At 60.8% G+C, this 20,831-nt stretch carries 20 protein-coding genes and 1 pseudogene; 11 read left to right on the top strand and 10 right to left on the bottom strand.

From position 1 onward, the window contains the following. Window positions 1-119 precede the first annotated feature (119 nt). Complete coding sequence (desA, locus tag QMK52_RS06100) at window positions 120-1,304, bottom strand: delta-9 fatty acid desaturase DesA (protein WP_005783697.1); 1,185 nt, start codon at window positions 1,302-1,304, stop codon at window positions 120-122. Window positions 1,305-1,470: 166 nt separating this feature from the next. On the opposite strand from desA, the gene dibA reads away from it, so the two are divergent. The 6 genes from dibA (at window position 1,471) to QMK52_RS06070 (ending at window position 7,766) form a co-directional block, all read left to right on the top strand. Then, window positions 1,471-3,384 (top strand): phosphodiesterase DibA, encoded by a 1,914-nt coding sequence (gene dibA / locus QMK52_RS06095; protein ID WP_320403927.1) that lies wholly within the window; start codon window positions 1,471-1,473, stop codon window positions 3,382-3,384. Window positions 3,385-3,620: 236 nt separating this feature from the next. After that, window positions 3,621-3,803: a sulfur starvation response protein OscA gene (gene oscA, locus QMK52_RS06090; protein WP_003170956.1), complete on the top strand. Its 183-nt coding sequence runs from the start codon at window positions 3,621-3,623 to the stop codon at window positions 3,801-3,803. Between the two features lie 64 nt (window positions 3,804-3,867). After that, window positions 3,868-4,878, top strand: a complete 1,011-nt coding sequence (locus tag QMK52_RS06085) for a sulfate ABC transporter substrate-binding protein (protein ID WP_320403926.1) — start codon at window positions 3,868-3,870, stop codon at window positions 4,876-4,878. 199 nt (window positions 4,879-5,077) lie between these two features. Beyond that, window positions 5,078-5,896, top strand: coding sequence for a sulfate ABC transporter permease subunit CysT (gene cysT / locus QMK52_RS06080; protein ID WP_005783708.1), 819 nt, complete (start codon window positions 5,078-5,080; stop codon window positions 5,894-5,896). A gap of 13 nt (window positions 5,897-5,909) precedes the next feature. Next, the gene (cysW, locus tag QMK52_RS06075) at window positions 5,910-6,782 is read left to right on the top strand and encodes a sulfate ABC transporter permease subunit CysW (RefSeq protein ID WP_005783709.1); all 873 of its coding nucleotides are present in this window, start codon (window positions 5,910-5,912) and stop codon (window positions 6,780-6,782) included. A 3-nt stretch (window positions 6,783-6,785) separates the two neighbouring features. After that, a complete protein-coding gene (locus QMK52_RS06070) occupies window positions 6,786-7,766 on the top strand; it encodes a sulfate/molybdate ABC transporter ATP-binding protein (RefSeq protein WP_005783710.1) in 981 nt (326 codons plus the stop codon). A gap of 62 nt (window positions 7,767-7,828) precedes the next feature. On the opposite strand, the gene QMK52_RS06065 is transcribed toward QMK52_RS06070, so the two are convergent. Continuing rightward, window positions 7,829-8,356: a DUF962 domain-containing protein gene (locus tag QMK52_RS06065; protein ID WP_194439768.1), complete on the bottom strand. Its 528-nt coding sequence runs from the start codon at window positions 8,354-8,356 to the stop codon at window positions 7,829-7,831. An 83-nt stretch (window positions 8,357-8,439) separates the two neighbouring features. Here QMK52_RS06065 and QMK52_RS06060 point away from each other — a divergent pair, with 83 nt between their 5' ends. After that, complete coding sequence (locus tag QMK52_RS06060) at window positions 8,440-9,126, top strand: Crp/Fnr family transcriptional regulator (protein WP_005783713.1); 687 nt, start codon at window positions 8,440-8,442, stop codon at window positions 9,124-9,126. Here QMK52_RS06060 and uraH read toward each other — a convergent pair. Both uraH and QMK52_RS06050 read right to left on the bottom strand, forming a co-directional pair. Beyond that, window positions 9,121-9,531, bottom strand: coding sequence for a hydroxyisourate hydrolase (uraH, locus tag QMK52_RS06055; RefSeq protein WP_005783714.1), 411 nt, complete (start codon window positions 9,529-9,531; stop codon window positions 9,121-9,123). The genes QMK52_RS06060 and uraH overlap by 6 nt on opposite strands. Window positions 9,532-9,558: 27 nt before the next feature. Then, the gene (locus tag QMK52_RS06050) at window positions 9,559-10,032 is read right to left on the bottom strand and encodes a GlcG/HbpS family heme-binding protein (protein WP_194439770.1); all 474 of its coding nucleotides are present in this window, start codon (window positions 10,030-10,032) and stop codon (window positions 9,559-9,561) included. A 100-nt stretch (window positions 10,033-10,132) separates the two neighbouring features. Between QMK52_RS06050 and QMK52_RS06045 the strand changes: the two genes are divergently transcribed. Further along, window positions 10,133-10,498 (top strand): response regulator transcription factor, encoded by a 366-nt coding sequence (locus tag QMK52_RS06045; protein WP_005783719.1) that lies wholly within the window; start codon window positions 10,133-10,135, stop codon window positions 10,496-10,498. Window positions 10,499-10,616: 118 nt separating this feature from the next. Here QMK52_RS06045 and QMK52_RS06040 read toward each other — a convergent pair whose 3' ends face one another. Further along, on the bottom strand, window positions 10,617-11,621 hold the full coding sequence (locus QMK52_RS06040; protein ID WP_005783721.1) for an AraC family transcriptional regulator: 1,005 nt from the start codon (window positions 11,619-11,621) through the stop codon (window positions 10,617-10,619). A gap of 101 nt (window positions 11,622-11,722) precedes the next feature. Between QMK52_RS06040 and QMK52_RS06035 the strand changes: the two genes are divergently transcribed. After that, window positions 11,723-12,793: a fatty acid desaturase gene (locus QMK52_RS06035; protein ID WP_194439772.1), complete on the top strand. Its 1,071-nt coding sequence runs from the start codon at window positions 11,723-11,725 to the stop codon at window positions 12,791-12,793. Here the strand turns inward: QMK52_RS06035 and QMK52_RS06030 are convergent. Together QMK52_RS06030 and QMK52_RS06025 are read right to left on the bottom strand one after the other, a co-directional pair. Continuing rightward, the gene (locus QMK52_RS06030; protein WP_194439774.1) at window positions 12,780-13,595 is read right to left on the bottom strand and encodes an ABC transporter ATP-binding protein; all 816 of its coding nucleotides are present in this window, start codon (window positions 13,593-13,595) and stop codon (window positions 12,780-12,782) included. The genes QMK52_RS06035 and QMK52_RS06030 overlap by 14 nt on opposite strands. Further along, window positions 13,592-15,190, bottom strand: a complete 1,599-nt coding sequence (locus tag QMK52_RS06025; protein WP_320403925.1) for an ABC transporter permease — start codon at window positions 15,188-15,190, stop codon at window positions 13,592-13,594. Before QMK52_RS06025 ends, QMK52_RS06030 begins: the two co-directional genes overlap by 4 nt. A 287-nt stretch (window positions 15,191-15,477) precedes the next feature. Here QMK52_RS06025 and QMK52_RS06020 point away from each other — a divergent pair, with 287 nt between their 5' ends. Continuing rightward, window positions 15,478-16,479, top strand: coding sequence for an ABC transporter substrate-binding protein (locus QMK52_RS06020; RefSeq protein WP_005783727.1), 1,002 nt, complete (start codon window positions 15,478-15,480; stop codon window positions 16,477-16,479). A gap of 104 nt (window positions 16,480-16,583) precedes the next feature. Here QMK52_RS06020 and QMK52_RS06015 read toward each other — a convergent pair whose 3' ends face one another. Next, entirely contained in the window at window positions 16,584-17,504 is a 921-nt protein-coding gene (locus tag QMK52_RS06015) for a LysR family transcriptional regulator (RefSeq protein ID WP_320403924.1), read from the bottom strand. Between the two features lie 182 nt (window positions 17,505-17,686). Here QMK52_RS06015 and QMK52_RS06010 point away from each other — a divergent pair, with 182 nt between their 5' ends. Next, complete coding sequence (locus QMK52_RS06010; protein ID WP_057010511.1) at window positions 17,687-18,592, top strand: TauD/TfdA dioxygenase family protein; 906 nt, start codon at window positions 17,687-17,689, stop codon at window positions 18,590-18,592. A gap of 63 nt (window positions 18,593-18,655) precedes the next feature. On the opposite strand, the gene QMK52_RS06005 is transcribed toward QMK52_RS06010, so the two are convergent. After that, on the bottom strand, window positions 18,656-20,263 hold the full coding sequence (locus QMK52_RS06005) for an alkaline phosphatase family protein (protein ID WP_320403923.1): 1,608 nt from the start codon (window positions 20,261-20,263) through the stop codon (window positions 18,656-18,658). Between the two features lie 225 nt (window positions 20,264-20,488). Beyond that, window positions 20,489-20,827: pseudogene (locus QMK52_RS06000) on the bottom strand (HIT family protein); the annotation flags it as partial. Window positions 20,828-20,831 lie beyond the last annotated feature (4 nt).

Raw genomic sequence — 20,831 nt, 5'->3', positions numbered from 1 at the left:
AAGTGTTCTTTGAGAGAGGGGATTTGCAGTGAAGTTCCGTGATCGGCATGGATTGACGGTGCCCGGAAAATGGCGCCAAAAAGCCAGTGTGTGGGAGGGCAAGCCCTCCCAAAGTACCGTCAGACCGCCGCAGGGCGCAGCGAGTAGGTCTTCAACTGGTGGGCAAAGTCGCGCAGGGATTGAATGCCACTGGCCTCGGCTTCGTGCACCCATTCCTTGATCGCGGCCAGCATATCGTGGCCATTGGTGCTGGTCTTGAGCCAGATCTGCTGGAGCGCCAGACGCTTTTCATAGATCACGGTCAGCGCATGGCTGTGCTCCAACATGCTTTGGATGCGCAAGTGGTGACGGTCATCCAGCAAGCTGGTTTCCCGTGACAACAGGCGCTTGGCACGATGGAACTGGTGACGTACCGAGTGATCGACCTTCTCCAGCTCCTGCTTGACCAGCGGGCCGATTACCAACTTGCGGTATTGGGCCATGATCTGGAAACGGTTGTTGAGGATCGCCATGGCGGTGTCCATGTCCAGGCTGCCCTTGCCTTCGACGCGGTGGGCGATGGGGGCAACACGCTGCACCTTGGCCAGGCGCAGGAAGCTGAACACCTTGATCCAGGCCCAGCCCAGGTCGAACTCCCACTTCTTCACCGACAGCTTGGCCGAGTTGGGGTAGGTGTGGTGGTTGTTATGCAGCTCTTCGCCGCCGACGATGATGCCCCACGGCACCAGGTTGGTGGCGGCGTCACGGCATTCGAAGTTGCGATAGCCCACGGCATGGCCCAGGCCATTGATCACGCCGGCGGCCCAGAACGGAATCCACATCATCTGGATCGCCCAGATGGTGATACCGATGGTGCCGAACAGCAGCAGGTCGATCACGCCCATGAGCGCCACGCCCAACAGCGGGTAGCGCGTGTAGAGCTTGCGTTCGATCCAGTCGTCCGGGCAGTTCTTGCCGTAGATGCGCAAGGTCTCGGGGTTTTCCGCCTCGGCACGGTACAGCTCGGCGCCTTTGCGCAGCACCGTGGACAGGCCCTTGATCACCGGGCTGTGCGGGTCATCGACGGTTTCGCATTTGGCGTGGTGCTTGCGGTGGATGGCGGTCCACTCGCGGGTGTTCTGCGCCGTGGTCAGCCACAGCCAGAAGCGGAAGAAGTGTTTCAGGCCGGCATTGAGCTCAAGGGAGCGATGGGCCGAATAACGGTGCAGATAGACAGTGACCCCAATAATGGTCACGTGGGTCATCAACAGCGTGACTGCCACCAGTTGCCAGGCTGACAGGTCAAGAAAACCGTTGTACCACATAGGCTGTATGGCCCTCAGATAAAGAAAAGAACAGCTCACGCATTATCACTAAGCCTACAGAGAAAACCAGCCGCTCTTTCAGATAGGAGTGACTGGATGTTTCTTATTCTATAATCCCCAGCCTTCGTAGGGCGATTCTGTTTTTTTGGTAAGGATTACTGACCATATGCTGTTTTCATACCGAGGAGCCCTACGTGCGGGGCTGGTATACCTGCTGATTTCCGTTGTATGGCTCAGACTCAGCCACCAATTATTGATCAACTTTATTGATGAACCGGGGGCGCTGGCGCATTGGCTGCAACTTCGCGGCTACGTGTGGGTAGCCCTGAGTGCGCTGGCCATATACCTGATGGGCGTACGTTTCGCCCGCGCCCACCAACTGCAGCTACCCCTGCAAGAAAACCGCGTACGCCTGCAACAGGCGGCAGCCGTGTTCGATTGCACCCGCGAAGGTGTATTGGTCACCGATGCCCAGGGCCTGATCGTGCACGTCAACCGGGCATTCATGGAGATTACCGGCTACCGCCGCGAAGACGTCATGGGCCGACCACCCAGCCTGTTCAAGTCCGGGCGCCATTCGTCGGCTTTCTATCAACAGATGTTTCAGACCCTGAAACGCGAAGGCGAATGGAGCGGCGAAATCTGGAACCGCCGCAAAAGCGGCGAGGTGTATCCACAGTGGCAAACCATCCGTGTGATTCGCGATGAGCGGGGCCATATCAGCCATTACGTCGCGGTGTTCTCGGACATCAGCGCCATCAAGGACTCCGAACACGAACTGGCGCACCTGGCCCATCACGACCCGCTCACCGACCTGCCCAACCGCCTTTTATTCACCGATCGTACCGAGCAGGCCCTGGCCTCGGCGCAAGTGCACAAGCGTGGCTGTGCCCTGCTGTTAATGGACCTGGACCACTTCAAGATCATCAATGACAGCCTTGGCCACAATGTTGGAGACCAGTTGCTCAAGCTGGTGGTTGACCGTCTCAAGGGCCTGTTCGGGCCTGGGGTCACACTCGCGCGGCTGGGCGGCGACGAGTTCGCGGTGCTGGCGGAAAGTTGTCCACAGGTGATCCAGGCCGCTGCCTTGGCGCAGCGCATGCTCAATGCCATGAAAGACCCGTTTGTTTTTGACGGTAATCAATTGTTTATCAGCGCCAGTATTGGCATCAGCCTGTTCCCCAGCGATGCCTTGAGCGCCGAGCAATTACTGCGCAATGCCGACTCCGCGTTGTTCAAGGCCAAAAGCGCCGGCCGCGAGGGCTATGCCCTGTACACCGAAGAGCTGACCGCTCACGCGCAAAATCGCGTGGAGATCGCCAGCGAACTGCGCCGGGCCCTCGACCAGCAGGAACTGCGCGTCTACTACCAGCCGGTGCATAACCTGCCCGACAGCCGTTTGGTGGGCGTTGAAGCGCTGGTGCGCTGGCAGCATCCGGAGCGCGGCCTGGTGCCCCCTGGCGAATTCATCCCCATCGCCGAACGCACCGGGTTGATTGCCGATATCGACGCGTGGGTGATGGACCAGGCGTGCCGGCAGATGTGCCAATGGCTGGCGGACGGCGCGCCGTTGGGCTTTATCGCCGTCAACGTCTCCAGCCGCCTGTTTGCCCGGCGTGAACTCTATGAACAAGTGGCTCAGGTGCTGCACGACACGGGCCTGGACCCGGCGTTTCTTGAGCTGGAAGTCACCGAAAGCGCTGTGATGGACGACCCGGAGGTGGCCCTTGAGCAACTGCACCGTCTGCGCGAACTGGGCTTGCGCCTGGCCATCGACGATTTCGGCACCGGCTACTCGTCGCTGTTGCGCCTCAAGCGCCTGCCGGTGCAGAAGCTGAAGATCGACCAAGGCTTCGTCGCCGGTCTGCCGTGGGACGAAGACGACGCCGCGATCGTGCGTGTGGTCATCGCCCTGGCCAAAAGCATGGGGATGCAGGTACATGCCGAAGGAATCGAGCAGGTGGAACAGGCGCGGTTCCTGTTGGATCAGGAGTGCGATATGGGCCAGGGATACTGGTTTGGACGGCCGATGCCGGCCGACGCTATCGACTGGACCCGAGCACCCCAAATCCAGACTTGAAATGCGCTCAAAATGTGGGAGGGGGCTTGCTCCCACATTTGGATCACATCAGGCCTTAACTTCAGCATCTGAGCAGAAAATCCACCCGCAACCCTGCGCCCTATCAGAAAATTCTTTCTGGTTATATAAACATTCTTAAATAGTATTTTTAAGAATATCCACGCTTATCTACTATCGCCCTCACGCCGCAAGCAGTGTCGTCACTGCCAGGCACTATTCATTTCAGGAGCGAGACCATGAGCGCATCTCTACGTAGCGTCGACGGCCAGGACGAAGCAGCCATTTTGCGTGAGATCCAGAGCGCCTTGCGCGATCTGCGCTTTGGCGCGGTGGAAATCACTGTGCACAACGCCCAAGTGGTACAGATCGAGCGCAAGGAAAAATTCCGTCTGCAGAACCCGGGTAACAAACCGAGCTGAGCAAGAACGGCGATAGACCCGCAACTATAAGAAAAGCCAACACTCAAGAATTTCAGGAGCTTCTATGTCGTCGATTCGCCGTTATGCCTTGGCCGCGCTGGCCAGTGCCGTGTTTGCCGGTACCGCTGTTGCCAAGGACTACGAGTTGCTCAATGTCTCGTACGACCCGACCCGTGAGCTGTACCAGGACTACAACGCAGAGTTCACCAACTTCTGGAAGCAGTCTCACCCCGGCGACAACGTCAAGATCCAGCAGTCCCACGGCGGCTCGGGCAAGCAGGCACGAGCAGTGATCGACGGCCTGCGCGCCGACGTGGTGACCCTGGCCCTGGCCGGTGACATCGATGAAGTCGCCAAGCTGGGCAAGACCCTGCCGGAAAACTGGCAGACGCGTCTGCCGGACGCCAGCACCCCGTACACCTCGACCATCGTGTTCCTGGTGCGCAAGGGCAACCCTAAAGGCATCAAGGATTGGGGCGACCTGATCAAGAAAGACGTGTCGGTGATCACGCCCAACCCGAAAACCTCCGGCGGGGCGCGCTGGAACTTCCTTGCTGCCTGGGCCTATGGCCTCAAGGCCGGAGGCAGCGAAGCCAAGGCTCAGGAATACGTGAAAGAGCTGTTCAAGCACGTCCCGGTACTGGACACCGGCGCCCGGGGTTCTACCATTACCTTCGTCAACAACGGTCAGGGTGACGTATTGCTGGCCTGGGAAAACGAGGCGTTCCTGGCCTTGAAAGAAGACGGCGGCGCCGACAAGTTCGACATTGTCGTGCCGTCCCTGTCGATCCTGGCGGAGCCGCCGGTGGCTGTGGTCGACAAGAACGCCGAGAAAAAAGGCAATACCGAGATCGCCACCGAATACCTCAAACACCTGTACAGCCCGGCCGGCCAGGAGATTGCGGCGAAAAACTTCTACCGCCCACGCGATGCAAAAGTAGCCGCCAAATACGCCCAGCAGTTCCCGAAACTGGACCTGGTGACTATCGACAAAGATTTCGGCGGCTGGAAAACTGCCCAACCGAAATTCTTTAACGACGGTGGCGTGTTCGACCAGATCTACACGGCGCAGTAAGCCAAAGTAACTGTAGGGGCCTGACTTTCTGTAGGAACTGGGCTTGTGTGGGAGCTGGCTTGCCTGCGATAGCATCACCGTGGTGTGGCTGATACACCGAGGTGCCTGCATCGCGGGCAAGCCCGGCTCCCACAGAAAAGCCAGCTGCCACAAAAAGTGCGCTCCTACAGTGGTTTCTACCCTTTAACCAAGGACTCTTATGTCGCGTCGTATTTCCCCCGTCATACCCGGCTTCGGGCTGACGCTGGGCTACACCGTCGTGTACCTCAGCCTGATCGTGCTCATCCCGCTGGCGGCGATGTTTGTACACGCCGCTCAACTCACCTGGGATCAGTTCTGGAACATCATCTCCGCACCTCGCGTGCTGGCGGCGTTGAAGCTGAGCTTCAGCACCGCGCTGTACGCCGCGCTGATCAACGGCGTGATCGGCACGCTGCTGGCCTGGGTGTTGGTGCGCTACACCTTCCCTGGCCGCAAGATCATCGATGCGATGATCGACCTGCCGTTCGCCTTACCCACTGCCGTCGCCGGTATTGCCTTGACCGCGCTGTATGCGCCTAACGGCCTGGTCGGCCAGTTCGCAACCGACCTGGGCTTCAAAATCGCCTATACCCCCTTGGGCATCACCCTGGCGCTGACCTTCGTGACCTTGCCCTTCGTGGTGCGCACGGTGCAGCCGGTACTCGCCGACATCCCCCGGGAAGTCGAAGAGGCCGCCGCTTGCCTGGGCGCCAAGCCACTGCAGGTGTTCCGCCATATCCTCGTGCCGGCATTGTTGCCTGCCTGGCTGACCGGGTTCGCGTTGGCCTTCGCCCGTGGCGTGGGTGAGTACGGTTCGGTGATCTTCATCGCCGGTAACATGCCGATGAAGACCGAAATCCTGCCGTTGCTGATCATGGTCAAGCTGGACCAATACGACTACCGCGGCGCCACCTCCATTGGCGTGCTGATGCTGGTGGTTTCCTTTGTCTTGCTGCTGCTGATCAACTTGTTGCAGCGGCGCATCGAACGTCCATAAGGAGGCGCGGAACATGTCCCAATCGTCTATTTCCGCCGCGTCCTCGGCCAACGCTGCCCGCCGTGGCAGCGCGACGTCGCGACGTATCCTGATCGGCCTTGGCTGGCTGGTGTTCGCCCTGTTCCTGCTGTTGCCGCTGGTGATCGTGGTGTCCCAGGGCCTGAAGAATGGCCTCGGTTCGTTCTTCACTGCGATCCTTGAGCCGGACGCGCTGTCGGCGCTGAAACTCACGGTGATCGCCGTGTTGATTTCGGTGCCGCTCAACCTGGTGTTCGGCGTCAGCGCGGCCTGGTGCGTAAGCAAGTATTCGTTCCGTGGCAAAAGCATCCTGGTCACGTTGATCGACCTGCCGTTCTCGGTTTCACCGGTGATTGCGGGCCTGGTCTACGTGCTGATGTTCGGCGCCCAGGGCTTCTTCGGGCCGTGGTTGCAGGAGCATGACATCCAGATCGTGTTCGCCTTGCCCGGCATCGTGCTGGCGACCATCTTCGTTACTGTGCCGTTCGTGGCCCGGGAATTGATCCCGCTGATGCAGGAGCAAGGCACCCAGGAAGAAGAGGCCGCGCGCCTGCTGGGCGCCAATGGCTGGCAGATGTTCTGGCATGTCACCGTGCCGAACATCAAGTGGGGCCTGATCTACGGCGTGGTGCTGTGCACGGCGCGGGCCATGGGCGAGTTCGGCGCGGTGTCGGTGGTGTCCGGGCACATTCGCGGCGTCACCAACACCCTGCCGCTGCACGTCGAGATCCTCTACAACGAATACAACCATGTTGCCGCGTTTGCGGTGGCCAGCCTGTTGCTGATCCTGGCGCTCTTCATCCTGCTGCTCAAGCAGTGGAGCGAGAACCGAATCAACCGCCTGCGCAACAGCGCCGGTGAGGAATAAGTCATGTCGATCGAAGTCCGTAATGTCAGCAAGAACTTCAACGCCTTCAAGGCCCTGGACAGCATCAACCTGGATATCCAGAGTGGCGAGCTGGTGGCCTTGCTGGGCCCGTCCGGCTGCGGCAAGACCACCTTGCTGCGCATCATCGCCGGCCTGGAAACCCCGGATGCCGGCAGCATCGTGTTCCACGGCGAAGACGTGTCCGGCCACGATGTGCGGGATCGCAATGTCGGCTTCGTGTTCCAGCACTACGCCTTGTTCCGCCACATGACCGTGTTCGACAACGTCGCCTTCGGCCTGCGCATGAAACCAAAAAACCAGCGCCCGAATGAAAGCCAGATCGCGGCCAAGGTCCATGAGCTGCTGAACATGGTGCAACTCGATTGGTTGTCCGACCGCTACCCGGAACAACTCTCCGGTGGTCAGCGCCAACGTATCGCCCTGGCCCGCGCCCTGGCAGTAGAGCCGAAAGTGTTGCTGCTGGACGAGCCCTTCGGCGCCCTTGATGCCAAGGTGCGTAAAGAGCTGCGCCGCTGGCTGGCGCGCCTGCACGAAGACATCAACCTGACCTCGGTCTTCGTGACCCACGACCAGGAAGAGGCCATGGAAGTCGCCGACCGCATCGTGGTGATGAACAAGGGCGTGATCGAGCAGATCGGCTCACCGGGGGATGTTTACGAAAACCCGGCAAGCGATTTTGTTTATCACTTCCTGGGTGATTCGAACCGCCTGCATTTGGGCGAAGACAAGCACCTGCTGTTCCGACCCCACGAAGTGTCGTTGTCGCGGCATGAACTGGAAGATCACCATGCGGCCGAGGTACGTGATATTCGTCCGTTGGGTGCAACGACTCGCGTGACCTTGAAGGTGGAAGGGCAAAGCGAGTTGATCGAGGCCGAGGTGGTGAAAGACCACGACAGCCTCACCGGGCTGGCGCGTGGCGAGACCCTGTTCTTCAAACCCAAAGTCTGGCAAAAAGCTTAAGCTCAATACAGAACCCAATGTGGGAGGGGGCAAGTCGAATCGTCGCACCGCCCCTCCCACATTTAGACTTCACTTGGCTTGAGATCGCGGCGTCCCACCGGGCCTGAACGTTGTTCAATCTGCTTTTGCAGGTCCTGCCGCAACCCCAGCAAAAACGCCAACTCCGCCACCACAAACAACGGCCCCACGATCAGCCCCGACACATCGTCCACAAACGCGGGTTTCTTGCCTTCGTAGTAATGCCCGACAAACTGAATCACCCAGCCCACCACAAACATACCCACGCCACTGCTCAGCCATACCATCGTGCTCTGTGCCGCCAATACATGCCCAGCCCATACCGACAGCCCCATCAACACCGTCATCAGCGCGCCCAGGGCCAGTTCCAGGCGCAGGTAGAACCACGCCGAGAACAACGCCAGGATCACCGCTGGCGAGACCCACAGGCCACCCACCGCCCACTCGGGGCGTGACAGCAGCACGGCCACGGCAACCACGATCAATGGGATACCGATAAAGTGGCTGGCAATATTGCGCGGGTCGCGGTGGTAGGCGGCGTATTGACTGAGGTGGTCGACGAGGCTTTTCATTGTTGTTCCTCCTGTAGGATGTTTGATCATGCCCTGTCAGTCGGTGCCTAACTGTCAATTGGGCGACAATCTTCGGAGTTCCCATGGACACAGGCAAATGGCACGCGCAGTTGGTTCGCGGTCAGTGGTTCAGCCACTTGCCGCCAGACTTTCAGCGTAGCCTGCTGGGCGCAGCGCGGTTGCGCGTGCTGACAGCAGGGCAGTTTCTGTTCAAGCGCGGCGACCCGCCGTGTGGCCTGTATGCGGTGCTGGAAGGGGCGGTGCGCATCAGTGCTGTCAGCGCCCAAGGCAAGGAAGCGGTGTTGAGCCTGGTGGAAACCCCTCACTGGTTCGGCGAGATCTGCCTGTTCGACAACCTGCCACGCACCCACGATGCCCTCGCCACGGGAGCCTGCACGCTGTTGCAGATACCGCAGGCGGCGATACTCAAGATTCTTGAACAACAACCGGTGTTCTGGCGCGATATGGCGCTGTTGATGAGCCATAAACTGCGCCTGTCTTTGATCAATATTGAGCAGATAAGCCTGATGCCCGCCTCAAAGCGTCTGGCCCATCGGTTGCTGATGATCGCCCAGGGTTACGGCGAAATAGAGCAGGCGCGCCGCGTGTTGCAACTGCCTCAGGAGGATCTGGCGGCGATGCTGGGCCTGTCGCGCCAGACCATCAACAGTCTGCTCAAGGCGCTGGAGCAACAGGGCACCATTGGTTTGAGCTACGGCGCCATCGAGATACTGGACCTCGCCGGGCTGCGCCTGGCCGCGGGCCTATGAACCGCGATAGGTGGAGAAGCCGTAAGGGCTGAGCAACAGCGGGATGTGGTAGTGCTGGTCGACCTGCTTGACCTGGAAAATCACCGGCACCTCGGGGAAGAACGTCTCGCGGTTGGCCTTCTTGTAGTAATCGCCGGTCTTGAACACCACACGGTACTCGCCCGGCTTCATGCTCTGGTCGGCGGGGAACAGTTCGGCGATGCGTCCCTGTTGATTGGTCACGCCCTGGGACAGTGATTGCCACTGATCGCCCACATGCTGTTCCAGGGTGACGCTGACACCGGCCGATGGCAGGCCGTTTTCCAGGTTGAGCACGTGTACGCTCAGCGGGTTGCCGGCAGCCAGGGCCAGGTTGCACAGGCTACTCAGGCTGAGGGCGGCAAGGGTCATGTTTAGGGTTTTCATCGGGAAGTCCTTTTGGAAGGGGTCAAGTCAGGGGGTGATTTTCAAGCCCAGTTGCTCGGCAGCCTGTACGGCGCAGGCTTCGTCCTGCGCAGCGCCGCCGGCACCGGCGATGCCCAGCGCGCCGACCAGTTCAGCATCAGCGAACAGCGGCACGCCGCCGCCGAGCAACAGCAACTCGGGCAAGCTGTTAAGGTTGGCAGCCTCGGGGTTGGTGCGGGCTCGCTCGGCGAATAGCCGGGTTGGGGTTTTGCTCGACAGCGCCGTGTACGCCTTGCGCTGGCTGGCGAGGCTGTTGTGCGGGCCGACACCGTCAGCCCGCAGGCCCAGCAGCAGGTTGCCGCCGCGATCAAGTACCGTCAGCGCAGCCGTGCAATGGGCCAGGCTGGCGTCGGCCAGTTGGCGTGCGGTGCGCAAATCCAGCTCGGCGTGGCGCGGCAGTTGTGGCGTGGCCTGGGCAGTGGTGGTCACAGCGAGGCTCAAGAACAAAGCGGTGCGATACATGTTTGTGGCTCCAGGAGGCAGGTGCTCACGGTAGCCAGTGGACGCGGACAAAAGCCGCACAATTGGATGACAGGTTTGTAATCAAACCCAGAGGAAAGACATGCAGGTGTTGTTAGTGGAAGACCAGCCGCAACTGGCGCAGCTTATGGCCCAGGGTCTGAGCGAGGCCGGCTTCTCTGTGGAAGTTGCGGCCAACGGCATGGCGGCGCAGCGGTTTGTGGAAAGCTCTGTGTACGAGCTGGTGATTCTGGATGTGATGCTGCCGGGCTTGAACGCCTGGAAATTGCAGCAGGCGATTCGCCAACGCGGCAAAACGCCGATTTTGTTTTTGACCACGCCGGGCGGCATTGAGGACCGATTGCGGGGGTTGGAGCTGCACGAGGATGATTACCTGCTCAAGCCGTTTGACGCCAAGGTGTTGGTGGCACGGGTGAGGAAAGTATTGCGCCGGGATCGTGGGCGTTGATTGCCTGAGCGACCGCTATCGGGAGCAAGCCCCCTCCCACACTTTGAACGTGTTCACAAATCAGAATGTGGGAGGGGGCTTGCCCCCGATGAGGCCATCACAGCCACTGAAAATCCTCCTACCGCAATCCCTCTCGAAATTGCCCGGGCGTCATCCCCGTCCAGCGCTTGAACGCCCGGTTGAAACTGCTGGTATCGGCAAACCCGAGCAAATGGCTGATCTCGGCCAACGAACACTGCGGATCCCTCAGGTGCAGCAACGCCAGGTTCTGCCTGCACTCATTGAGCAGCGCATCAAACCGACAGCCTTCATCCGCCAGGTGGCGCTGCAAGCTGCGCAAGCTCAGGTGCAAGGCCTGGGCAACGCGTTCGGCACTCGGCTCGCCATCGGGCAATTGCGCCTCGATGACGGCGCGCACCTTGCGCTCCCAGGTCAGTGGTTGCAGGTGGGCGAGGGTGCGCTTGAGCACGGTTTCATTGTGTTCGGCCAATTCCGGATTGGCGTCGTCGAGATGGCTGTCGAAGTCGTGAGCAGCGAACTCCAGGCGGTCTTCGTCGGCGGCAAAAAACACCGGCGAGCGCAAGACCGTATGCCACGGCGTGGGGTCGGCGGGTTCCGGGCGCCTTAGATAAACGGCCAACGGCGCGTAGTCACGCCCCAGGCGGTTGCGGCAAGTGCGCACATAGATCGCCACGAAGGCGTCGATGGCCTCCGGCGCCGGCGCGGGGCTGCCTTGGGGTTGGAGCAGGCGAAAGTGGTACGCGTCGCCATGGCGGGTCAGCTCCAGGCTCAGGGCGTCACTGACCACCTGGTGATAGCGCACGATGCGCTCGAACACCTCGCGCAAGCTGCCGCTGGCCACCAGGGCATAACCGAGGGCATGAAAGGTGGTGGGGCTGACGAACCGCGACACCCGCAAGCCAATCGCCGGATCACCGCTGGCCTGCACCGCCAGTTGCCAGAGGCGCGTGGTGGCCGACAACGGATAGCGTGCGTTGGGGTCGTCCATCTGCTGCGGGTCGAGCCCAGCCTCGGCGCACAGCGCTGCGCTGTTCAGGCCCAGGGCGTCGAGCTGCTTGCGCAGGGCGCGGGTCCAACTGGCGAGGGAAGTGGGTTCGGTCATGGCGATTGGCGCTTGCGGTCAACAGGTTGGCGTCCGAGGCTAGCATCCTGCCCGATCGCTTAGGGCAGGATGGACACATCAATGTACAAGAGGATGGAAGCATGGACGGTACTTCTGCAAGCCCCCAACAGATGAACGCACAACAACGTTCAGCGCATATCCGTGAGGTGGTGCTGGCCGAGGGCGCGCGATTGCGCCAGCGCCATCCCTGGCTGCTGCATCAGGACGCCCTGGGCGCGGGCATCCTGGCGTTTGCCTTGTTGGGCATGCTCGGCTCGGCGGCGCTCTATATCAGCGGTCACCTGGCCTGGTGGGCGTGCCTGCTGCTCAATGCGTTCTTTGCTTCACTGACCCACGAGTTGGAGCACGACCTGATTCACAGCATGTACTTTCGCAAGCAGCGCCTGCCCCACAACCTGATGATGGGCCTGGTATGGCTGGCACGGCCAAGCACGATCAACCCGTGGATACGCCGGCATTTGCACCTCAACCATCACAAGGTCTCCGGCACGGAGGCCGATATGGAAGAGCGCGCCATTACCAACGGCGAGCCCTGGGGGGTTGCGCGCTTGCTGATGGTGGGCGACAACATGATGTCGGCCTTGATCCGAATGCTGCGGGCCAAGACCTGGGCACACAAGCTCAGCATCCTCAAGCGCGTGGTGCTGGTGTATGCCCCGCTGGCACTGCTGCATTGGGGCGCCTGGTACGTCTTCCTGGGCTTTCATGCCGCCAACGGCATCGCCAGCCTGTTGGGCGCGCCGATAATGTGGTCGGCCGGCACCTTGCAGATGATGCAGGTGATCGACATCGCTGCAGTGGTGATCATCGGCCCCAACGTATTGCGTACGTTCTGCCTGCACTTTGTCAGCTCCAACATGCACTACTACGGCGATGTGGAACTGGGCAACGTGATCCAGCAGACCCAGGTATTGAACCCCTGGTGGCTGTGGCCGTTGCAGGCGTTCTGCTTCAACTTCGGCAGCACCCATGGCATCCATCACTTTGTGGTGAAGGAGCCCTTCTACATTCGCCAGATGACCGTCAAGGTGGCGCATAAGGTCATGGCCCAGATGGGCGTGCGCTTCAATGATTTCGGCACCTTCGCCCGGGCCAATCGGTTTGAGCGCCAGGAGCAGCCGGCCGTCAAACTCGCTTTCAGCAAGCGATGAACGCCAGGGGCAGGTCGCGGATCTGTTCGCGCACCGGCGGCTGGTAGTGGTCATCACTGATCAATTCATGCAGCAGCTCTTCGCGCAGTTGGTGGAATTCAAAGCTGCTGCGCTGGCGCGGGTGGGGCAGGGTGATGTCCACCACCTGCTTGATGCGCCCCGGCCGGGGCTCCATCACCACCACGCGATCGGCGAGGAAAATCGCCTCTTCCACATCATGGGTGACCAGCACCGTAGTGATCCTGGCGCGGGCGCGAATGGCCAGGAGTTCGTCCTGCATCTGCTGGCGAGTCAGTGCATCCAGGGCGCCGAACGGTTCGTCCAGCAACAGGATGCGTGGGCTGGCCACCAGGCCACGGGCAATTGCCACTCGTTGGGCCATGCCGCCGGAGAGTTGGTGGGGGTAGGCGCGGGTGAAATCAGTCAGGCCCACCAGCTCGATAAAATCGCTGATGCGTCGGTTGCGCTCGGCCTCATTCAGCGGCTCGTTGACCAGGCCCAGGCCGATGTTCTGCGCCACGGTCAGCCAGGGAAACAGGCGGTGCTCCTGGAACACGATGCCGCGCTCGCCACCGATACCGCTGACGGCCTTGCCATCAACCTGGATCTCACCGCGATATTGTGTGTCGAGCCCCACCAGCAGACGCAGTAGGGTGGACTTGCCGCAACCGCTGGCGCCGACAATCGCGACGAATTCACCTTCGGCAATCTGCAGGTTGAATTCGCGGATGGCTTCCAGTTCGAAGCCGTCGACATCGAAGCTTTTGCCCACATGGTTGAAGCTGACAATCGGTGCGTTCATGCGTGTCTCCAGCGGGTGGCACGGGTTTCGATGCGTTGGCCGATCAGGTTGAGGGCGGCGCCGGTGAGGCCGACCAGGAGCATACCGCTCATGATCAGGTCCATGCGCAGCAACTGTTGGGCGCCGATCATCAGGCTGCCGATGCCGCCGTCCGAGGGCATGAAATATTCCGCGCCGATGGTGCCCATCCAGGCGTAGATCAGGCTCAGGCGCAGGCCGGCAAAAATCCCCGCCGCGGCCCCCGGCAGTACCAGACGACGCAGGCGTTGCCACAGGCTCAGGCGCAGCACTTGCGCCGCCTCACGCAGTTGCGGCGACAGGTTGAGCACGCTGCGCTGGGTGGCGATAAACAGCGGGAAGAACGCCGCGAGGGCGATAAACACCCACTTGGCCAGTTCCCCCAGGCCGAACCAGGCAGTGAGCAGCGGCACCCAGGCGAAAATCGCGATCTGGCGCAGCGCGGCCAGGGTCGGGCCGAGTACCCGCTCACTGCGCCGCGACAGCCCCAGCCACAGGCCCACGGCAAAGCCCAGGCTGCCGCCGAGCAGCAAGCCGCCCACGGCCCGCCCAAGGCTTTTGCCCAACGCCGTGGTCAGGCTGCCATCCAGCACGCCCGCCACGGTGGTTTGCAGCACCGCTTGGGGGCTGACCAGAATGTTCGGGTCGACCCAACCCTGTTGCGTCGCCACTTGCCACAACGCCAGCAATAGCAGCGGCAACAGCCACGGTTGCAAGCGTTGCCAGCCTTCATAGCGTGGCCCGCGGCGGATCTGCGCTGTAGCCGGATGGGGCCAGTGCACCCACTTGCGATCCAGCCAACCGATGCCGCGGTCCATCATCACACCCAGCACGCCGATGACCACGATGCACACAAAGACAATATCGAGCATGAACAACTGGCGCGCCCACACCATCAGGTAGCCGATGCCTTCGCTGGAGGCCAGCAACTCCACGGCCAGCAACGACGTCCAGCCCGCCGCCAGGGCCAGGCGTACCCCGGCCATGAACGCCGGTAGCGCAGCGGGCAGGATCAGGCGGCGGATCAGCAAGTGGGTGGGCAGGCGCAACACGCGGGCGGCTTCGCGCAGGTTGGGCTGGGCATCGCGCACGCCCACCAGGGTGTGCAGGGTTACGGGCACCACAATGGCCTTGACCAGCACCACCAGTTTCAAGGTTTCGCCAATGCCGAAAAACACCATGAACAGCGGAATCCACGCCAGGGTCGGGACCTGCGACAGCGCGCTGAACGTGGGGAATACCAAACGCTCGGCGCGGGCGCTGAAACCCAGGATTGCGCCGAGTATCGCGCCCACGCCGATACCGGCCAGCAGGCCCCAGAACAGGCGCTGCAAGCTGATCGCAAGATGGCTCCATAACTCGCCACCGGCCAGCTCCACTGCACTGCTCCACACCAGGGCGGGGGCGGGCAGAATCTGTTCGCTCATCCAGTGATTGCGACTGGCCAACCACCATAGGGCAAACAACGTGAGCGGCAGCAGCCACGGCAACAGGCGCTGACCCAACTGCGGCCAACGCGGCATTCTGCCGTTGGACGGGGCCGGCAGAGGTAGGCTCAAAAGTGAAATCCGGGCCATGGAAGACCTCCGTGTCGCCAAATGCATTATGTGATTTCGATCTTATAAAAATGTAATCAAGATGATTGCGAGATAAGAGAAATCATTTAAAGCCTCAGCTCTCCACGCATCCAATGCATTCGAAGAATATTTTCGATGCTATTCATGCATACCGCTCTGGAGCCTGTGTATTCGCTCGCATAGTCCAAAAAGATATTAAATTGTGCATTTATAGTATTTAAAGTTTTGTTCATGCTGTGCCTATTTTTTGCTCCCCAGGCGACCGTCGCCCACCAGGAGCTGCGCTTATGAAACTGCCCTTCAAACGTCTGATCAGCCTGTTCGCCGGTACCGCCCTGGCCGGGCTGGTGCATGCCGCTGACCTCAAGGAAATTCGCATTGCTGTGCCAGACCTCAGTGCCGGTAGCCAGCACAGTGGCGGCGGCATCACCGACGTTTTGCGTGAACAGCAAATCTATGAAAAAGCCTTTGCCGACCAAGGCATCAAGATCCAGTGGAATTACTTCAAGGGCGCGGGCCCTGTGATCAATGAAGCCTTCGCCAATGGCCAGGTGGACCTTGCCTATCTGGGTGACCTGGCGGCGATCATCGGCCGCTCCAATGGCCTGGATACTCGCCTGCTTAGCGCCACCGCGCGTGGTGTGAAGCACTACCTCGGCGTGGTGCCGGGCTCTGGCATCAAGACGCTGCAAGACCTCAAGGGCAAACGTGTCGCAGTGTTCCGCGGCACGGCCAGCCAGTTGTCGTTCGACAGTGCATTGGCCAGCCAGGGCTTGAGTGAAAAGGATTTGAAGGTCATCAACCTGGACTTCAATGCCGCCAGCGCTGCGCTGGCCGCCAAGCAGATTGACGCAACCTGGGGCGGTTCCACTCTCACGGCGTTGCAGGCCAAAGGCTTGGCAGAAATACCGCTGACCACCAAGGACCTGGGCGATGCCGGCAGCATCCAGGCCGTGCTGGTGGGCAGCGCCAAGTTTGTCGACGAACACCCAGATGCTGTGGCCAAGCTGCTCAAGGCCCAGCAGCAGGCGGTGCAGTGGTTGACCGATGACAACAACAAGCAAGCCTACATCGCGTTGGTTTCCGGGCTGGCCAGCTACCCGCCGGTGATCCTGACCAATGATTTGAAAGACCAGAAACTCAGTGAGATTTTCCCCTCGACCCTGGACCCGGTGTTTCTGGGCAAATTGCAGGACGCGGTGAATTTGGCCTCGAAGGAGAAGTTGATTCGCAAGTCGTTTCAGGTGAGTGATTGGGTGGCGCCGGGGTTGGTGGCGGCGGGGCTCTGAGTTTTTCGGTGCTTGGGCTATCGCTATCGCAGGAAAGCCAGCTCCCACACTTGAATGTGTTCACCGCTCAAATGTGGGAGCTGGCTTGCCTGCGATGAGGCCCTTCAAACCGCCACACTTACCTGCTGGCTATCCACTTCCACCAACACCTCAATCATCGCCTTCGCCGCCGGCGACAACCGCGACCCAGTGCGACTGACAATCCCGCAACGCGCACTCATGGTCTCCATGTTCTGTGGCAGGTTGCGCCAGTGCAGCAGCACCAGCGAACCGCTGGCCACATCCTCGGCGAACGCTTCCTCGGTGCCCACGCCGATGGCGTTGGATTGCAGCACTATCTTCACCAGCGCAGGGAAGTGCTCGGTCTGGATGCTCGGGGAAAAATCCATGCGCCCACTCAGGTTCGCCAGCAGTTTGCGAATGCCCTGGGAGATCAGCGGCGCGGCCAGTGGATAGTCGAACATATCGTTGGTCGACAGGCTGTCCTTGGCCAGCAACGGGTGCCCGGGGCGGCAGAAAAAGACGCCGCGCTTGGGTGTCAGTGCGCGGGTCTGGAAATTCGGGTCGGCCTCGAATTGGCGGATGTCGGCGATAAAGAATTCGATCTCTTCACGGCTCAGGCTGCGGCTGAGGGTTTCCCAGTTGTCCACCTGGAAGTTTGTGCGGATTTTCGGGTGGGCATTGATAAACCGCGCCACCGCATCCGGCACCAGTTTCGCGGCGGGCGCCGGGCCGCAGCCGAAGCGCAGGTCGCCGGCGTCGAGCTTGGTCATGCGCGTCACTTCACTGCTCAGCAGCGCTGCGCCATGCACCAGGCTCAGGGCATGTTGCAGCACCACCTGGCCTTCCGGTGTAGGGCGCAGGTCCTTGTGGCCACGGTCCACCAGCACGCAGCCAAACTCCTGTTCCAGCCCCTGGATGCTGCGGCTGAACGCCGGCTGAGTGATGCCCATGGCGTCTGCGGCACGCACGAAACTGCGGTGTTCGTTGAGGGCGATGAAGTAGCGCAGTTGGCGAAGATCCATATGCTTTCCCGGCATTTTAAAAATAGGTCGAAGGCATTTGCGACCAAGCAAGCTGAGGTTTTAAATGCAAGCTCTTATTCCGTCAACGAAGCATTGATTCATTTGCTAGATCTAAAATGCATATGGATAGAGCGTTGCTGGAAAGCATCTCCACCATCAGCAGGCACATGAGGGTCATCACAATGAGCAACGCCGCATTAGCTGTTCAACCCATCGCCCACGCGCTCGACATCCACCCGGTGGCCGGTCGTATCGGCGCCGAGATCCGTGGCATCAAACTATCCGGTGACCTGGATGCCGCCACCGTCGAGGCCATCCAGCAGGCACTGGTGCAGTACAAGGTCATTTTCTTCCGCGAGCAAACCCATCTCGATGACCAGAGCCAGGAAGCCTTCGCCCACCTGCTTGGTGAGCCGATTGCACACCCTACGGTGCCGGTGCGCGACGGTACGCGCTTTCTGATGGAGTTGGATGGCACCCGTGGCCAGCGCGCCAACTCTTGGCATACCGACGTGACCTTCGTCGACGCCTACCCAAAGGCCTCGATCCTGCGTTCGGTGCTGGCGCCAGCGTCCGGTGGCGACACCGTCTGGGCCAACACAGCTGCCGCATACAACGACCTCAGCGTCGAGCTGCGTGCATTGGCTGATCACCTATGGGCAGTGCACAGCAACGAATACGACTACGCCGCACGCAAGCCGGATGTGGCGGTGGAGAAGCTGGAGGAATACCGCAAGGTCTTCACTTCCACGGTGTACGAAACCGAACACCCGGTAGTGCGGGTGCACCCGGTCAGCGGTGAGAAAACCTTGCTGCTGGGGCACTTCGTCAAGCGCCTGAAAGGCTATTCCCAGGCGGAGTCGGCACAGTTGTTCAACCTGTTGCAAGGTCACGTCACCCGCCTGGAAAACACCGTACGCTGGCGCTGGAATACCGGGGACGTGGCGATCTGGGATAACCGCGCCACCCAGCATTACGCGGTGGACGACTATGGCACCCAAGAGCGCATCGTGCGCCGGGTCACGCTCAAGGGTGATGTGCCGGTGGGTGTGCAGGGGCAGCGCAGTCAGACCACCAAAGGACTCTAAGCCAGTTGGAGATCAAAATGTGGGAGGGAGCAAGCCCCCTCCCACATTTAAACCTGTGTCGTTCTACCAGACCCCGATTTGCACGACTTTTTCCGCCTCCGGCTCCCCATAGCGAAACCATTGCCCGCGCACTTCGATCTCGGTGTGGCTGATGGTGGTACGCCGCTTCAACCCGCGCAGCCATTCGAACAGATAACCCAAGTGAGTCTCGCGCACCTGTGCATAGGCGGGATCGCTGCCCAGGTCGTGGATTTCCTGCGGGTCGTTTTCCAGGTCGAACAGCTGCGGGCGAAAGCCGTCATAGGCCAGGTACTTCCAGCGCTCACTGCGCACCATGGTCATGCGGCAACGGTCGATGGGCTGCGCCAGGCGTTCCCGGGCCGGGGCCTGGAAGGCGTAGTCGTATTCGGCAATGGCGTAGTGGCGCCAGGTGGGTTGCTCGCCGTGCAGCAGTGGGATCAGCGAGCGGCCTTCGAGGCGATGGTCGGCGGCGGGCAGGCCCAGAGCGTCGAGGAAGGTGGGCAGGGCGTCGATGGTTTCCACCAGGCGTGCGTCCACGCTGCCACGGCTGACATCGGCACTGGCCCGTGGGTCGCGCACGATCAAGGGAACACCCACTGCAGGCTCCAGCAAAAACTCTTTTTCACCGAGGTAATGATCGCCGAGGAAGTCGCCATGATCGCTGGTGAACACGATCAGCGTGTCGTCCCAGCGGCCAGTGCTTTGCATGAAATCAAACAGCCGCCCGAGTTGATCGTCGATTTGTTTGATCAGGCCCATGTACGTGGGAATCACCGTGAGGCGTACTTCATCCCGGGAAAAATTCAGGCTCTCCTGGTGTTGTCGAAACGCTTGGTACACCGGGTGATCGCTGGTGTGTTCAGGTTGAATCGGCGCCTGGATATGCTCGGCGCCGTACAACGCGTGATAGGGCGCCGGGGCGATGTAGGGCCAGTGCGGCTTGATGTACGACAGGTGCAGGCACCATGGCTGCTGCCCCTGCTCGCCGATAAAGTCGATGGCGCGCTCGGTGGTGTAGACGGTCTCCGAATGTTGTTCGGCAACCCGTGCAGGCTTGCCCGCGTTGCGCATGTGCCAGCCGCTGAGGATCTCACCGTCTTCGCCTTGGGCGGCGTTGGCCCATTCATGCCAGGGGTTGCGACCACCGTAGCCTTGCTCACGCAGGTAACGGGTGTAGGGCGCGGACTCGCGTTTGTCGTCGAACAGCGGGCTGTCGGGGTAGATGCCGTCGTGGCGCAGGTACGCGTCAAAGCCCACCTCATTGAGCGGCTCGGCCTGGGCACTGTCGGGGTCTATATGCAGGCGTTGTAACGCCTCCACGTTCGGCGTGGCGTGGGTCTTGCCCACCAGCGCGGTGCGGATGCCGTGGGGGCGCAGGTAATCACCGATCGTCAGTTCTTCCAGCGGCAGCGGCACGGCGTTCCACGCCACCTGGTGGCTACTGACGTAACGCCCGGTATAGGCCGACATGCGCGACGGCCCGCAGATGGTGCCTTGTGTATAGGCCCGACTGAAACGCACACCGGCAGCGGCCAGGCGGTCGATATTGGGGGTGTGCAGATGGGCATGGCCGTAGCACGACAGGTAATCGCGGCGCAGTTGGTCGCACATGATGTAGAGCACATTGCGCACGGGTTTGGGGTCAGACATGGAGGTTTACCGGACGAAGGACAGGAGCGTTTTTTCGCCGTTCGCAGGGTGTGCTGGCAAGTGCATTTGAGGTCTGGATTTTATGCAGGGAATGCATGGGTGTGGCTGCTGGCGCCATCGCAGGCAAGCCAGCTCCCACAGGGGAATGCATTTCAAATGGGGAAGCCGGCCCGCCAGCCGACGCCCATCTACCTGACACTCCGCGATCAAATTGTGGGAGCGGGCTTACTCGGCGAAGGACCTGATGTGAGCAGCCAGCTCTGCCAGCTCTTTATCGTCTTCCCCGGTCCCGTGCATCGGGAATAATTTGGCGTGCAGATGATCGACGCCGTAACCCTCCAGAATCATGCCCGTTCTAGCCACACCTTTTAGCGCTTCGTCCAAAAGCTGCGCCGTCTTCTTGGCTGCGATGACCAAGTCACACAGCACGGTGTCCGGTTCGGCAAACGCGTAGCTGCCGTGATGGGTTTTGGGGATAACGACACTGAACCCCGGCGTGTTGGGAAATATGGAGAGAAAGGCTATGTGGGTCTGGTCTTCCCATAGGAGGTGGCGGGCCTCCGTTCAC

It is taken from the genome of Pseudomonas sp. P9_2 (genome assembly GCF_034008255.1).
In the GTDB taxonomy this organism is placed as follows: domain Bacteria; phylum Pseudomonadota; class Gammaproteobacteria; order Pseudomonadales; family Pseudomonadaceae; genus Aquipseudomonas; species Aquipseudomonas synxantha_A.
This window is presented reverse-complemented; position numbering and strand designations above follow the sequence as displayed.

Excerpts from the sequence above, each read along its gene's own strand:
- dibA (WP_320403927.1), top strand. The coding sequence starts at position 1,471 with ATGCTGTTTTCATACCGAGGAGCCCTACGTGCGGGGCTGGTATACCTG.
- QMK52_RS06035 (WP_194439772.1), top strand. The coding sequence starts at position 11,723 with ATGGACGGTACTTCTGCAAGCCCCCAACAGATGAACGCACAACAACGT.
- desA (WP_005783697.1), bottom strand. The coding sequence starts at position 1,304 with ATGTGGTACAACGGTTTTCTTGACCTGTCAGCCTGGCAACTGGTGGCA.
- QMK52_RS06005 (WP_320403923.1), bottom strand. The coding sequence starts at position 20,263 with ATGTCTGACCCCAAACCCGTGCGCAATGTGCTCTACATCATGTGCGAC.
- QMK52_RS06085 (WP_320403926.1), top strand. The coding sequence starts at position 3,868 with ATGTCGTCGATTCGCCGTTATGCCTTGGCCGCGCTGGCCAGTGCCGTG.
- QMK52_RS06070 (WP_005783710.1), top strand. The coding sequence starts at position 6,786 with ATGTCGATCGAAGTCCGTAATGTCAGCAAGAACTTCAACGCCTTCAAG.
- QMK52_RS06060 (WP_005783713.1), top strand. The coding sequence starts at position 8,440 with ATGGACACAGGCAAATGGCACGCGCAGTTGGTTCGCGGTCAGTGGTTC.
- QMK52_RS06040 (WP_005783721.1), bottom strand. The coding sequence starts at position 11,621 with ATGACCGAACCCACTTCCCTCGCCAGTTGGACCCGCGCCCTGCGCAAG.
- cysW (WP_005783709.1), top strand. The coding sequence starts at position 5,910 with ATGTCCCAATCGTCTATTTCCGCCGCGTCCTCGGCCAACGCTGCCCGC.
- oscA (WP_003170956.1), top strand. The coding sequence starts at position 3,621 with ATGAGCGCATCTCTACGTAGCGTCGACGGCCAGGACGAAGCAGCCATT.
- uraH (WP_005783714.1), bottom strand. The coding sequence starts at position 9,531 with ATGAAAACCCTAAACATGACCCTTGCCGCCCTCAGCCTGAGTAGCCTG.
- QMK52_RS06065 (WP_194439768.1), bottom strand. The coding sequence starts at position 8,356 with ATGAAAAGCCTCGTCGACCACCTCAGTCAATACGCCGCCTACCACCGC.
- QMK52_RS06020 (WP_005783727.1), top strand. The coding sequence starts at position 15,478 with ATGAAACTGCCCTTCAAACGTCTGATCAGCCTGTTCGCCGGTACCGCC.
- QMK52_RS06045 (WP_005783719.1), top strand. The coding sequence starts at position 10,133 with ATGCAGGTGTTGTTAGTGGAAGACCAGCCGCAACTGGCGCAGCTTATG.
- cysT (WP_005783708.1), top strand. The coding sequence starts at position 5,078 with ATGTCGCGTCGTATTTCCCCCGTCATACCCGGCTTCGGGCTGACGCTG.
- QMK52_RS06015 (WP_320403924.1), bottom strand. The coding sequence starts at position 17,504 with ATGGATCTTCGCCAACTGCGCTACTTCATCGCCCTCAACGAACACCGC.
- QMK52_RS06010 (WP_057010511.1), top strand. The coding sequence starts at position 17,687 with ATGAGCAACGCCGCATTAGCTGTTCAACCCATCGCCCACGCGCTCGAC.
- QMK52_RS06050 (WP_194439770.1), bottom strand. The coding sequence starts at position 10,032 with ATGTATCGCACCGCTTTGTTCTTGAGCCTCGCTGTGACCACCACTGCC.
- QMK52_RS06030 (WP_194439774.1), bottom strand. The coding sequence starts at position 13,595 with ATGAACGCACCGATTGTCAGCTTCAACCATGTGGGCAAAAGCTTCGAT.
- QMK52_RS06025 (WP_320403925.1), bottom strand. The coding sequence starts at position 15,190 with ATGGCCCGGATTTCACTTTTGAGCCTACCTCTGCCGGCCCCGTCCAAC.